This window comes from Pannonibacter phragmitetus (genome assembly GCF_050510895.1).
In the GTDB taxonomy this organism is placed as follows: domain Bacteria; phylum Pseudomonadota; class Alphaproteobacteria; order Rhizobiales; family Stappiaceae; genus Pannonibacter; species Pannonibacter phragmitetus_B.
Genome location: NZ_JBNINT010000001.1, coordinates 882,227 through 896,020, shown reverse-complemented (window position 1 = coordinate 896,020; position 13,794 = coordinate 882,227). Strand labels below are relative to the sequence as shown.

Annotated in this window: 9 protein-coding genes and 2 pseudogenes; 7 read left to right on the top strand and 4 right to left on the bottom strand. The window is 60.4% G+C overall.

Translation table 11 applies throughout. The features are described from left to right. Window positions 1-220: 220 nt before the first annotated feature. The 3 genes and pseudogenes from ACQB61_RS04240 (at window position 221) to greA (ending at window position 4,695) form a co-directional block, all read left to right on the top strand. Window positions 221-511 (top strand): helix-turn-helix domain-containing protein, encoded by a 291-nt coding sequence (locus ACQB61_RS04240; RefSeq protein WP_430511624.1) that lies wholly within the window; start codon window positions 221-223, stop codon window positions 509-511. A gap of 128 nt (window positions 512-639) precedes the next feature. Beyond that, window positions 640-4,001, top strand: a pseudogene (gene carB / locus ACQB61_RS04235) (carbamoyl-phosphate synthase large subunit). 220 nt (window positions 4,002-4,221) lie between these two features. Further along, window positions 4,222-4,695, top strand: coding sequence for a transcription elongation factor GreA (gene greA / locus ACQB61_RS04230; RefSeq protein WP_055454032.1), 474 nt, complete (start codon window positions 4,222-4,224; stop codon window positions 4,693-4,695). A 378-nt stretch (window positions 4,696-5,073) separates the two neighbouring features. Here greA and ACQB61_RS04225 read toward each other — a convergent pair whose 3' ends face one another. Then, a complete protein-coding gene (locus tag ACQB61_RS04225) occupies window positions 5,074-5,334 on the bottom strand; it encodes a type II toxin-antitoxin system ParD family antitoxin (RefSeq protein WP_430511623.1) in 261 nt (86 codons plus the stop codon). A 66-nt stretch (window positions 5,335-5,400) separates the two neighbouring features. Further along, complete coding sequence (locus tag ACQB61_RS04220) at window positions 5,401-6,846, bottom strand: LA2681 family HEPN domain-containing protein (protein ID WP_430511622.1); 1,446 nt, start codon at window positions 6,844-6,846, stop codon at window positions 5,401-5,403. 838 nt (window positions 6,847-7,684) lie between these two features. Between ACQB61_RS04220 and ACQB61_RS04215 the strand changes: the two genes are divergently transcribed. Further along, window positions 7,685-8,479, top strand: a complete 795-nt coding sequence (locus ACQB61_RS04215) for an SDR family oxidoreductase (RefSeq protein WP_430511621.1) — start codon at window positions 7,685-7,687, stop codon at window positions 8,477-8,479. Window positions 8,480-8,513: 34 nt separating this feature from the next. On the opposite strand, the gene ACQB61_RS04210 is transcribed toward ACQB61_RS04215, so the two are convergent. Next, a complete protein-coding gene (locus ACQB61_RS04210) occupies window positions 8,514-8,984 on the bottom strand; it encodes an Lrp/AsnC family transcriptional regulator (RefSeq protein ID WP_019964018.1) in 471 nt (156 codons plus the stop codon). Window positions 8,985-9,192: 208 nt separating this feature from the next. Between ACQB61_RS04210 and ACQB61_RS04205 the strand changes: the two are divergent. The 3 genes and pseudogenes from ACQB61_RS04205 to ACQB61_RS04195 all read left to right on the top strand — a co-directional run bounded on the left by ACQB61_RS04205 (window position 9,193) and on the right by ACQB61_RS04195 (window position 12,123). Continuing rightward, window positions 9,193-10,184: pseudogene (locus tag ACQB61_RS04205) on the top strand (mitochondrial fission ELM1 family protein). Window positions 10,185-10,201: 17 nt separating this feature from the next. After that, window positions 10,202-11,164, top strand: coding sequence for a thioredoxin-disulfide reductase (gene trxB / locus ACQB61_RS04200; protein WP_430511620.1), 963 nt, complete (start codon window positions 10,202-10,204; stop codon window positions 11,162-11,164). A 62-nt stretch (window positions 11,165-11,226) separates the two neighbouring features. After that, window positions 11,227-12,123 (top strand): LysR family transcriptional regulator, encoded by an 897-nt coding sequence (locus tag ACQB61_RS04195; RefSeq protein WP_430514286.1) that lies wholly within the window; start codon window positions 11,227-11,229, stop codon window positions 12,121-12,123. A gap of 683 nt (window positions 12,124-12,806) precedes the next feature. Here ACQB61_RS04195 and msrP read toward each other — a convergent pair. After that, complete coding sequence (gene msrP / locus ACQB61_RS04190; protein WP_430511619.1) at window positions 12,807-13,778, bottom strand: protein-methionine-sulfoxide reductase catalytic subunit MsrP; 972 nt, start codon at window positions 13,776-13,778, stop codon at window positions 12,807-12,809. Between the last annotated feature and the right edge of the window lie 16 nt (window positions 13,779-13,794).

Genomic DNA, 13,794 nt, shown 5'->3' with positions numbered 1-13,794 from the left:
CTAACCACCTCTGAAAAAGGTTAGACGCAGTTTTTACAGGTGCGTGAAAGAGAACTAACTCGCATAAGATGTGCACATGGCCCCCGAAGCCCCCTCCCACTCTGACCTGCGCTCCGGTGACAAGCGGAAATCTGCGAGGCAGACGCAATGGAAGGCTTTCTTGGGCGCACCAGGTGCGCTATCCGCCTGACAGACAGATGGCTTTCACAAGGTAGCAGCGATGAGCGGCAAGAAGACGGCAGGCATGACACCGGAGCAGTTCCGCAGCTGGCGGCGCGCGCTCGGCCTCAAGCAGAAGGATGCTGCGGAACGTCTGGGTCTGAAAAAGCGGATGATCCAGTATTATGAAAAGGGGCACCGCGACGGACGGCCAGTCGAAATCCCCAAATACGTCCGCCTCGCCTGCTATGCTCTGCAAGCCGGGATCGGCGATTTTGATGGCCAGAACACGCGCATGGCGCCGCCACTTCCCGTACCGGAAGAAGACGGAAACGCAAAAGCGCTCGATTGACGGCGATCCGGGGTTTCATCCTTCGCCTTTATTGCCTATAAGGCGCGCTCAGCCACCAGTGTCATTCCTCAAGGACGAGCCTAGGCGCACGCGCGAGAGAGCGCGGCGGCGGGCCGATGCGAGCCACGATGCCCAAACGCACAGACATTTCCTCCATCCTGATCATTGGCGCAGGTCCGATTGTTATCGGTCAGGCCTGTGAATTCGATTATTCGGGCACGCAAGCCTGCAAGGCCTTGCGCGAGGAAGGGTATCGAATCATCCTCGTGAACTCCAATCCGGCGACGATCATGACCGACCCGGATCTGGCAGACGCGACGTACATTGAGCCCATCACTCCGGAAGTCGTTGCCCGCATCATCGAAAAGGAGCGCCCCGACGCGCTGCTCCCGACCATGGGCGGCCAGACCGCGCTCAACTGCGCGCTGGACCTTGAGCGCGAAGGCGTGCTGGAAAAGTTCGGCGTGGAAATGATCGGCGCCCGTGCTGATGTGATCGAGAAGGCTGAAGACCGCGAGAAGTTCCGCGCTGCGATGGATGTCATCGGGCTTGAGAACCCGCGCGCCTCGATTGCCTCTTCCCCGGCCATCCGCGATGCCAACGGCAAGATCACCGGTTACGACCGCAACGCAGGCTTCATGGAAGCCATGAAGGCGCTGGACGAGATCGGCCTGCCGGCCATCATCCGCCCGGCCTTCACCCTTGGCGGCACCGGTGGCGGCGTGGCCTATAACCGCGAAGAATTCGAGACGATCGCCCGCTCCGGCATCGACGCCTCGCCGGTTGGCCAGATCCTCATCGACGAGAGCCTGCTGGGCTGGAAGGAGTACGAGATGGAAGTGGTCCGCGACAAGGCGGACAACTGCATCATCATCTGCTCCATCGAGAACATCGACCCGATGGGTGTGCACACGGGTGACTCGATCACCGTCGCGCCGGCGCTGACGCTGACCGACAAGGAATACCAGATCATGCGCGACGCCTCGATTGCGGTGCTGCGCGAGATCGGCGTGGAGACCGGCGGCTCCAACGTGCAGTTCGCCGTCAACCCTGAAAACGGCCGCCTTGTCGTCATCGAGATGAACCCGCGCGTGTCGCGCTCCTCGGCGCTGGCATCGAAGGCAACCGGCTTCCCGATTGCCAAGATCGCGGCCAAGCTGGCCGTCGGCTACACGCTGGACGAGCTGGAGAACGACATCACCGGCGGCGCCACCCCGGCCTCTTTCGAGCCGTCCATCGACTATATCGTCACCAAGATCCCGCGTTTTGCCTTCGAGAAGTTCCCGGGCTCCGATCCGGTGCTGACCACGGCCATGAAGTCCGTGGGTGAAGTGATGGCCATCGGCCGCACCTTCCCGGAAAGCCTGCAGAAGGCCCTGCGCGGCCTTGAGACCGGCCTGACCGGCCTTGATGAAGTCGAAATCCCCGGCCTTGGCCAGGGCGATGACAAGAACGCGATCCGTGCCGCCATCTCGACGCCGACGCCGACGCGCCTGCTCAACGTGGCGCAGGCTATCCGCCTCGGCACGCCGCTGGACCAGATCTACAGCATCTGCGGCATCGACCCCTGGTTCCTGGAGCAGTTCGCCGGCATCATCGCCATGGAAGAAAAGGTCCGCGCCAACGGCCTGCCGGACAATGCCGTGATGCTGCGCAAGCTGAAGGGCATGGGCTTCTCCGACGCCCGCCTTGCTTCGCTGACCGGCAAGGACGAAGCGGACGTGGCGAAGCTGCGTGCGGACCTTGATGTCCATCCGGTGTTCAAGCGCATCGACACCTGCGCGGCCGAATTCGCTTCGCCCACCGCCTACATGTATTCCACCTACGAGACGCCCTTTGCCGGTGAGCTGGCCAGCGAAGCCCGCCCCTCGGACAAGAAGAAGGTGGTCATCCTCGGTGGCGGCCCGAACCGTATCGGCCAGGGCATCGAGTTCGACTATTGCTGCTGCCATGCGGCCTTCGCGCTGCAGGAGGCGGGCTATGAGACCATCATGGTCAACTGCAACCCGGAGACCGTGTCCACCGACTACGACACCTCCGACCGGCTCTACTTCGAGCCGCTGACGGCAGAAGACGTGCTGGAGATCATCCGTACCGAGCAGGAAAATGGCACGCTGCACGGCGTCATCGTCCAGTTCGGCGGCCAGACCCCGCTGAAGCTGGCGCAGGCGCTCGTCAAGGCCAATGTGCCGATCCTCGGCACCTCGCCGGACATGATTGACCTGGCCGAAGACCGCGACCGCTTCCAGCGCCTGCTGACCAAGATCGGCCTGAAGCAGCCGCAGAACGGCATCGCCTATTCCGTCGAGCAGGGCCGCCTCATCGCCAGCCAGCTTGGCCTGCCGCTGGTGGTGCGCCCGTCCTACGTGCTGGGCGGCCGTGCGATGCAGATCATCCGCGATGAGGAATCGCTGAACTCCTACCTGCTCGGCACCCTGCCGGAGCTGGTGCCCGGTGAAATCCGCGCCAAGTACCCGAACGACAAGACCGGCCAGATCAACACCCTGCTCGGCACCAACCCGCTGCTGTTCGACCGCTATCTTGATGGCGCCATCGAAGTGGACGTGGATGCCCTGTCGGATGGCAAAGACGTGTTCGTCTGCGGCATCATGGAGCATATCGAGGAAGCCGGCATTCACTCCGGCGACAGCGCCTGCTCCCTGCCGCCCTACACGCTCTCGGCCGAAATGATCGAGGAGCTGAAGCGCCAGACCGTTGCCCTGGCCAAGTCGCTCGAAGTCGGCGGCCTGATGAACGTGCAGTACGCCATCCGCGACGGCCAGATCTATGTGCTCGAAGTCAACCCGCGCGCCTCGCGCACGGTGCCCTTCGTCGCCAAGACCATCGGTGTGCCGGTGGCCAAGATCGCCAGCCGCGTGATGGCCGGTGAGAGCCTTGCCTCGTTCAACCTCAGCGAAAAGCCGCTGAAGCACGTGGCCGTCAAGGAAGCCGTGTTCCCCTTCGCCCGCTTCCCGGGTGTCGACACCATCCTTGGCCCGGAAATGCGCTCCACAGGCGAAGTCATGGGCCTTGACGCCAACTTCGGCACTGCCTTCGCCAAGTCGCAGATCGGCGGCGGCACGGGCGTGCCGGTGGGCGGCACGGTGTTCGTCTCCGTGCGCGATCAGGACAAGGCAGGCGTGCTGGATGCGGTGAAGCGCCTTGCGGCCAACGGCTTCCGCATCATCGGCACCAGCGGCACCCAGCGTTACCTTGAGGAGCATGGCGTCACCTGCGCCAAGATCAACAAGGTTTCCGAAGGCCGCCCGCATATCGTGGACGTGATCAAGAACGGCGAGGTCCAGCTGGTGATCAACACCACGGACGGCATGCAGGCCATGTCGGACAGCCGCTCCATGCGCCGCGCAGCCCTCTTGCAGAAGGTGCCCTATTACACGACGCTGGCCGGTGCCGTGGCCGCTTCCAAGGGCATCGAAGCCTACAAGACCGGGGGCTTGAAGTCAGGCCCTTGCAGTCCTACTTCGCCTAGAGCATAGTCTCGTGCGGGCCGTCATGGCCCGCACGATCAGAATGCGCTTTTAGCATTACATCTGAAGCGGTTTTCTCTTGGCCGGATCATGAACCCGGGCGGAGGACGCTCCAGAACTGTATCATCCGCACTCCGGCCGGACGGTGAAACGTCCGGCTGGATTGTGTTTTTGACGTTTCGTCCGCGCAAGCGGACCACTTAACCAGAAGGTCTACGGCCAATGGAAAAGATCCCGATGACCGCCGCCGGCTACGCAATGCTGCAGGTGGAATTGAAGGAGCGGACGTCGGTCGAGCGGCCCCGGATCGTCGAGGCCATTTCCGAAGCGCGCGCCCACGGCGACCTGTCGGAAAACGCCGAGTACCACGCCGCCAAGGAAGCGCAGAGCCACAACGAGGGCCGCATCGCCGAGCTTGAAGACAAGCTCAGCCGCGCTGAAATCATCGACGTCTCCAAGCTCTCCGGCACCACCGTCAAGTTTGGTGCCACGGTCACCCTCATCGACGAGGACACCGAGGAAGAGAAGAAGTACATGATCGTCGGCGACGTGGAAGCAGACGTGAAGCAGGGGAAGATCTCGATCTCCTCCCCGATCGCCCGCGCCCTCATCGGCAAGACGATCGGCGACAGCGTCGAAGTCGCCGCCCCCGGCGGCGCCCGCTCCTACGAGATCGAGAACGTCCAGTTCCTCTGATCCGTCTCTGACCGGCTCTCCTGTTCAGCGCGCCTGATTAGGAGGGCTGTTCAGGAGGTTTGATCAAGAGAACGAACCTCCGGGCCCTCCCGCCCGGCAAGACCAGAATGCCCGCGCCAGCCGCGGGCATTTTTGTTTGGGGGTAAACCTGCCAACTCTCCTCCGTCATCCTCAGCCTTGTGCCGAGGACCTATACACATCAAAGGCTTGCAGATGGCTGGAATACGTCAGGCCATGACGAAAGAGAGGAATGCGTGCCATGCAAGCCATCTCAGGCCAACGCCTGCCGCAGGCGTTTTTTTGGGGGGGCGAAGACAAGCCTGCAAGACATCCTCAGAATGCCGAAGCGCCATCGCTCAGCTGCGCAGAGCCCCGATTTTACATCCCATCCGAAGACGGGTCAGTCTGGACGTGCCGTCGCGCCGCTTTCAGGATATCGGCCATGGACTGGCCGCTGACGCCGCTTTCCAGGCCCTCCGTTACCAGTATCTGCATATGGGCAATCTTGCCGCAACGCTCCTGATCACGCCGGATCAGGTCCCGCACATAATCGCTCGCATTGCTGTAGCGCCCTGACGCCGCCTGCGCTTCAACCCAATCCTTCATCGGATCCGGAAGCGATACATTCATCGTCGCCATCGTCCATGTCCTCCATTCAGCATCGGAGGTTTTGGTAAAATTCAAACATTCAATCTCAGGCAGAAATCATTTTCTCAAATCCAGAAACCTGCGCTTCCTTTTGTCTCTGATACCATACAGAGAAAAAGAACCGACAACTCGGTGAGGCTCAACTCGTCGCTTTTCTCGTTCCTCGTAGCCAATCGCAAACAGTAAATAGCACAGTGCGGATCTGGCAATCTGCATTACCCGGATCGCCTTTGCCTCCAACTCGTCACTTCCAATGGCAATGCCGAAGCCGCTGGCACTCGGCGTACCTATCATAAACGGCTCAGCCCACCCCTCGAAAACGCGCAGATAGGTATGTTCAAGAGCGTTACGAATCGCATGAAGCTCCTGCGCATCAGCAGAGGTTGTCTTTTTAAAATTCTCATCAAACAACTCCTTCGATAGCCAGTACAACCCCTGAAGCGGCAAGTTTTTAGAATTTTCGAACTGCGGAAGAATCTGTGATTTTCTCTCAATCATCCAAACATTCTTAAAGCTAATATGCTCAGGAATCTTACCAAGCTTCCAATAACGATCGACCAAGAAGGCAATCTTGTCTAAGAGGGAATAGGCAATACGGAATGCTGCCCTGATCCGCTCGCTTGCGAGTGAATAGAGCGGGTAATCGAGCGTGTCGGTAAGCGTAACGCATCGATCGGAGAAATGGACCCTTGTACTGCTTAGGCCTTCAAACAGCATGTAACGTGCTGAGACATACTCCTGCTTTATTTGATTAAAGAATCCAATGATAGGTGGTGGTGAATAGTCACCGGGGCGCTCGTCGCCCTGCTCCGTGATTCCTGGCAACGTTAGACTATCGACAGCTGCGGTAGTATGCGGGCCAAGGTCGTTTAATGGGCAGAGAAACAGTCGCTTATCGAGGCACCATTGCCGATAGGTATGCTCTACACTTGATCGGCCGAGCTTACCTTGATCAAGGCACTGCATTTCCCGCACCATATCGACGTTCAAACTCTTAGCGAGTGCGTCGGCACGGTTCTGAAATTCCGCAATAATCGGCGCAGGATTCGGAGAGTCGTAAACTGCATCTAGCGATATCGCCGCACAAAAGCTCTCATAGGCATGAAGCGCCAAAATGGCACGCTCATGTGAATCGTCTACTAGACTAGCATAAATTCGAAGCCCCGCACCGCGATTCCCGAGCGCCATCGCGAACTGCGGCATAATTCGGAGCGCATCGTCCCACTCAGCGATCGCATCGATCGATCGGCCAACTCTATTGAGCAGATTTGCGCGGTTGGTTAGGATCTGACAGCGTCGCAACTTATCAAGTTTAGAAAAACCTTGATGGTTGACCGCCTTTGCGAGCGCCAACATCTGTTCCTGAAGCTCTTTGATCTCCCATGACCACGAATGCGAAACATCATGGATGTCTGATAGAGCGGCCCAGGCGTTAGCTCTAAAGTACTGAGCCAGAGCAGCATCCTCTTCAGCTAAAGACCGCTTCTCAAGATCATCAAGCAAATACAGTGCACGGTTCGCACCACGCTCGAACTTCTCGTCATGCGAGATCGTCGATCAATCGCCCGATGTGCTCTAGAGCCTCAAAGTCGGTCATCTTGCTGATGCTTGGCTCGCATCTTCTATTTAGATCTTCAATTTTGCTTATATATTTCAATTTACTTCCTAATTTTCACGCGAACAATAATATCATATGATCACCTAGAGGCAGAGACATGTAACGAAGTTTTTAGCAACCCAGTCACAACGCATTGCGGTTCAGCGGAACTCCTTGGGCCTGTAAAACATCCGCTTGATGACCCGCCTTGCTTTAAAAGGGATAGCACGAAAAATTTCTCCGTTTGTGTGTTTGACGGGACAGGACGTTAGGCAGAGATCCTTGCGCCTCAATGAAGAGCATCGACAGCATCTCTTACCCATCTGGCTTCGTACAGAACTCCGACAGCATGGGCTTAGGCCCCTAAGTGAGGCGGACAGTAGCAGATGCAATCTACGATAGACGCAACTCATTTCAGCTCCACATAACACCACACCAACGCCACAAACGCCCCCCACTGAAAGCCCCCAGCCGTCCTGCCCTTGACGCCCTCCCCTGCTGCTGGGTACCCCTTTGCCTTACATTGAGGAGTGACGGACATGGACAACCGCAACCGGTAAACCGGATATTCGCCGAACCGTGGCCACTGGCTTGGCTTTCGACCAGAGCCTGGATACTGACGCATCACGCTTTGAAGCTGCTCAAGCGCAGCACGGGCTTTAGCCGCTCTTGATGAGAGAAGCTCATCGAGAGCTGGAATGACCAGCGGCCACACACCCTCACTTTGGAATCCAAGGAACTATCATGCCCAGACTTTCTGGAAAGCGCGCTCTCGTGACGGGGGCGGCGCGCGGTATTGGTGCGGCCATTGCCATGGCCTTTGCCGATGAAGGCGCGAGCGTCATTGTGACCGATATCAACGACGAAGGCGGTGAAGCCACAGCCGAGGCCATCGGCGGCACATACTGTCATCTGGACGTGGCCTCTGAAGCGGACTGGAGCCGGGCGGAGCGCCTGTTCCCCGAACTCGACATTCTCGTCAACAACGCAGGCGTCACCGGCTTTGAGGACATGGCCAATGGCGCGCCGCCAGCGCACGATCCTGAACATGCGCAGCTTGCCGACTGGAGAGCCGTGCATGCGGTCAACCTCGACGGCACGTTTCTAGGGTGCCGCTATGCCATTCGTGCCATGCGGGCGAAAGGCGCCGGGTCGATCATCAACATCTCCTCCCGCTCCGGTCTGGTCGGCATTCCGATGGCCGCCGCCTACGCCTCTTCAAAGGCGGCCATACGCAATCACACGAAGAGCGTGGCGCTCTATTGTGCCGGCCAGGGCCTGAAGATCCGCTGCAACTCGATCCATCCTGCCGCCGTCATGACTCCCATGTGGGAGCCAATGCTGGGCAACGGGCCGGACAGAGAAAAACGAGAGGCTGCCATGGTGGCCGATACGCCGCTGCGGCGCTTCGGCCAACCGGAGGAAGTTGCGGCGCTCGCCGTGTTCCTTGCGTCTGACGAGGCCCCCTACATGACAGGCACAGAGCTGACGATCGACGGCGGCATCCTTGCAGGATCAGCCGCAACACCCGGAAGCTAGAGACCAGCCCTATTCAGCAATAGGCCGCCTGCCCTCACCGCTCGATCGGCACCGTGGGCTCGTCCTTGGTGCGGCGGATAGTGAGGGCGGTGCGGACGCTGTCGACGTTGGGGGCGGCGGTCAGTTCGCGGATGATGAAGGTCTGGAAGGTCTGAAGGTCGGGGGCGACGCATTTCAGCAGGAAGTCCACCTCGCCCGAAAGCATGAAGCACTCGCGCACGATGGGCCAGCTGTTGACCCGCTCCTCGAAGCCGTTGAGGTCCGCTTCCGTCTGGCTGTGCAGGCCGACCATGGCAAAGGCCGTCACCTCGTAGCCGAGCTGCTTTTCGTCCAGCAGCGTGCGGTAGCCACGGATGAGCCCGGCCTCTTCCAGCGCGCGCACCCGGCGCAGGCACGGGGGCGCGGAGATGCCGACACGGCGGGCGAGTTCCACATTGGTCATCCGGCCATCCTGTTGCAGCTCGTCCAGAATGTGCCAGTCGATCGCGTCAAGCCGTGCTTTCAAGGAAATCTCCAGTCAGTGCGGGCGGGCGCCCGGCGGGCAAGGCAAAAAGGCCGCCTGCCCCAAAGTTCCGTTTCACAGGGCACGTCCCCGGCCTTGTTCCAGCCGGCCTTGTTCCAGCCGTCAGTCCGTGCTTGTGTGGCCGCAAGATCCGACACCCTGCGGCTTATGATTTTTTGCTCATTTCCGCAAGACTATAACAAAAGCACCCATGCTCAAGAAAGATCCAGAAACCGCAAAAGCTGAGGATGACCGGAGCATCTGGATTCTGTCCGACGGCAAGGCGGGCGACGAAATCCAGTGCATGGGCGTCGCAGAGGCTCTTGGCCTGCCTTATCAGATCCGCCGCGTTGCCCCGCGCAAGCCCTTCGTCTGGGCCATGCCTTGGGGGCCGATTGACCCGCGCGAAGCCGAAACGCGGCCCGGCAGCCCGCTGGCGCCGCCCTACCCGGACATCGCCATCGCCTCCGGCCGTCGCACGGTGCCCTATCTGCGCCGCCTGAAGAAGCTGAGCGGCGGGCGCACCTTCACCGTCTTTCTCAAGGATCCGCGAACGGGCACGAAGACTGCCGACCTGATCTGGGTGGGTGAGCATGACCGGCTGCGCGGCGCCAATGTTCTGGTGACGCCAACCGCGCCGCACCGCCATTCGGCTGAGAAACTGGCAGCAGCAAGGGCGCAACCGGACCCGCGCCTTGCCGGTCTGCCCTCCCCGCGCATTGCGGTGCTGGTGGGCGGCAACAGCCGGCACCACACCTTCACGGCCGAAGACATCGCAAGCTTCGCCGATGGGCTGGCGGATGCGGCAAGGGGCGGCGGCAGCCTGATGATCACCGCCTCACGCCGCACGCCCCTGTCCTCAACCACCGGCTGGAGCAACTCGCGGAAACAGGAAACCATTTCCTGTGGGACGGCAGCGGTGAAAACCCGTTGCTGGCAATGCTGGCGCTGGCCGATACCATCGTGGTCACGGGCGACAGCACAAACATGGTGGGTGAGGCGCTGGCGGCAGGGCGGCCTGTGCATGTGTTCATGCCGTCCGGCGGGCACCACCGGCTGGACCGTTTTTTGACTGGATTGCGCCAGATTGGGGCCATTCACCCCTTTCCGGGGCCTCTCAAAACCACTACCTGTGAGCCGCTGGACAGCACCCCGCAGATCGCTGCGGCCATTCGGGCGAAGCTGGCCTCGCGCAAGGCATGAGATTTAAGGAACTGGACATGGCGACGGAACACGTGAAGCTGCTCATCATTGGCTCGGGCCCGGCTGGCTACACCGCCGGCATCTATGCCGCACGCGCCATGCTGGAGCCGGTTCTCGTGGCAGGCATCCAGCCGGGCGGCCAGCTGACCATCACTACCGATGTGGAGAACTACCCCGGCTTTGCCGAGCCCATTCAGGGCCCCTGGCTGATGGAGCAGATGCAACTTCAGGCTGAGCATGTCGGCACGCGCATCGTGCATGACATCATCACCGAGGTGGACCTGTCGAAGCGCCCCTTCCGCGCCGTTGCCGATGGCGGCACCGAATTTCTGGCCGATGCCATCATCATCGCCACCGGCGCGCAGGCGCGCTGGCTGGGGCTGCCGTCGGAAGTTGATTTCATGGGTGCGGGCGTTTCGGCCTGCGCCACCTGCGACGGCTTCTTCTATCGCGGGAAGGAAGTGATCGTGGTCGGCGGCGGCAATACGGCTGTCGAGGAAGCGCTTTATCTGGCCAATCTGGCCTCCAAGGTGACGGTCGTGCACCGCCGCGACAGCTTCCGCTCCGAGCGCATCCTGCAGGAGCGGCTGTTCGCCAATCCGAAGATCAACGTGGTGTGGGACTGCGTGATTGACGAAATCCTGGGCGGCGGCATGCCCAAGGCCGTCACGGGCGCACGCCTGAAGAACGTGAAGACCGGCGAAACGCACGAACTCAGCGCTGACGGCGTCTTCATTGCCATCGGGCATGCGCCGTCAGTCGATCTGTTCCGGGGACAGCTGACGCTGAAGCCGAACGACTACATCTTCACCGAGGCCGACAGCACCCGCACCTCCGTGCCGGGTGTCTTTGCTGCCGGTGACGTGACCGACGACATCTACCGCCAGGCGGTCACCGCTGCCGGCATGGGCTGCATGGCAGCCCTTGAAGCGGAGAAGTTTCTGGCTGAACATGCCCTTGAGGCAGCTAAGGCTGATTGAGGCGGCCAGATTCGGCCTGACCCGCCACGGACGGGCGGCGGAAGAGGAGAAGCAGGCGCATGATGGACTGGGACAAGCTGCGCATTTTTCATGCCGCCGCACAGGCAGGCAGCTTCACGCATGCGGGCGACAGCCTGAACATGAGCCAGTCCGCCGTCAGCCGTCAGGTCAGCGCGCTCGAGCAGGATCTCGGCATCCCGCTGTTCCACCGCCACGCGCGCGGCCTGCTGCTCACAGAGCAGGGTGAACTCCTCTACCGCACGGCCCGCGAAGTGCTGATGAAGCTGGAGGCCGTGCAGACGCGCCTCACCGACAGCCGCGAAAAACCCTCCGGCGTGCTGCGCATCACCACCACGGTGGGCCTCGGCTCCACGTGGCTGACCTCGCGCATCAACGAGTTCATCGATCTCTACCCGGACATGGAACTGCGGCTGATCTTCGATGACGAGGAACTGGACCTTGGCATGCGCGAGGCAGATGTGGCCATCCGCCTGCGCCAGCCGACGCAGCCAGACCTAATCCAGCGCAAGCTCTTCACCGTGCACTTCCACATCTACGCTTCGCCGCAATATCTGAAGCGTTACGGCACGCCGAAGACAATCGAGGATCTGGACAATCACCGGATCATCACCTTCGGCGAGCACGCGCCTGCCTATCTGCGCGACATGAACTGGCTGGAGACGGCTCACCGCCCGCTGGGCGAGCCGCGCGGCATCGTGCTGCGCGTCAACAATGTGGTGGCGATCAAGCGCGCCGTGGATCAGGGCATCGGCGTCGCCATCCTGCCGGACTACATCGTTGAAAACGACACCAGCGTGACGCAAATCCTGACGCATCTGGAAGACCAGATCCCCAGCTTCGACACCTATTTCGTCTATCCGTCAGAGCTGAAGAACACGGCGCGTATCACCGCCTTCCGCGATTTCCTGCTGGCCAAGGCAGAGCGCTGGTCCTACTGACCAGCGCGGGCGGCGCAGGACAGAATGCCGCACCGCAAAAACATCCTTCCGAAGTCATATCCATCTGATTTCAAGACGTTTTTCGGGATGGCAAACTCCAGCCATGGCCTCAGCCAAGCCATGACCTCATGCATCAGAATGTATGCCAGGGTAATTTCGCCTAAAAATCGGGCATATTCTAAATCTGCGCAAAATCTGACCATCAGGTCAAAATTCACACAGAACATACATTAAGACGCTGAATTGAAACAAGAAATTTGATTCTTGCCGCTGAATTGTGACAAGAATGTGCAGGGCTGACATATTAGTCATTCCTTAAACGCATGGCTGACCTGCACAGGTGCCACTTGTTTAATCAGCTTGTGCACTGCATATAAGCATCACTGTTGGTTCTGCGGCGTCGCACTCTCCTCCCAGCGACGCCAATTCAGCCAGCTGTTCCCCTCTGGAAGGTGATTTTCCACGCTGTGGAAAATCAAAAATAACTGCCGGGTCTTTTGACCCGGCTTTTTTGCCTTGCCGGTCGAGGTGCAGAAGGACACGCAACCGCGCCACGCTCTCAGCGTCGCCCCGGCTCGCGCTCCACTTGGCCGGGGCGACGCAGGAAAGGCCTCAGCCGGAACGCAAAAGGCCCCGGAGATACCCCGGAGCCTTCCATATTGCATCTGTGAGACCAGACGGCCTCACATGAACAGTTTCTCGCCTTCCATACCCTTGTAAAGGCCAGCCACCTGCTCGACATAGCCGTTGTAGAGCAGGGTCGGAACGGTTTCGCCGGTGCCAAGCACGTCTTCCTGCGCCTGGCTCCAGCGCGGATGAGCGACATCCGGGTTGACGTTGGCCCAGAAGCCATACTCGGTGGGACCCAGCGCTTCCCACATGGTCTTCGGCCGCTCATCGGTGAAGGTGATGCGGACGATGCTCTTGATGGACTTGAAGCCATATTTCCACGGCAGGGCGAGGCGCAGCGGTGCGCCGTTCTGCTTCGGCAACGGCTTGCCATAGACACCGGTCACCAGGAAGGCCAGCTCGTTGGTGGCCTCAGCCATGGTCACGCCCTCCACATAGGGCCACGGATACCAGACCATGTTCTGGCCCGGCGCGATGCTCGCGTCCTGGAAGGTCTCGAAGCGCAGGTATTTGGCGCCCGCCTGGGGGCTCGCCAGCTTCACCAGTTCCGACAGGGCGAAACCGGACCAGGGCACGGCCATGGACCACGCTTCAACGCAGCGGAAGCGGTAGAGCCGCTCTTCCAGCGGCATGGCCTTCAGAAGGTCATCAATGCCGATCTGCTGCGGCTTGTCCACCATGCCGTCGATAGTCACCGTCCACGGACGGATGGGCAGGGCCTGCGCCGCACGGGCGATACTCTTGCTTGTGCCGAATTCATAGAAGTTGTTGAAGCTGGTAACGTGCTTTTCCTGGCTGAGAGCACGGTCCAGTGTATAGGCCTCGTTTCGCTTCACCGGATAGAGGCTGGCGCTCGGGTCTGCTGCGCCGTCCTGCGCCCTTGCTCCAGATGGCAATCCTGTGCCCAGCGCCAGCGCGCCCGCCCCTGCCATGCCCGCCAGAACCGCGCGGCGGTTCCAGAACAGGTGCTCCGGTGTAGCCATATGCTCGGGCAGAGCCCAGCCCGGCTTGCGGATAATGTGCATCTTGTCCTCCTGATCA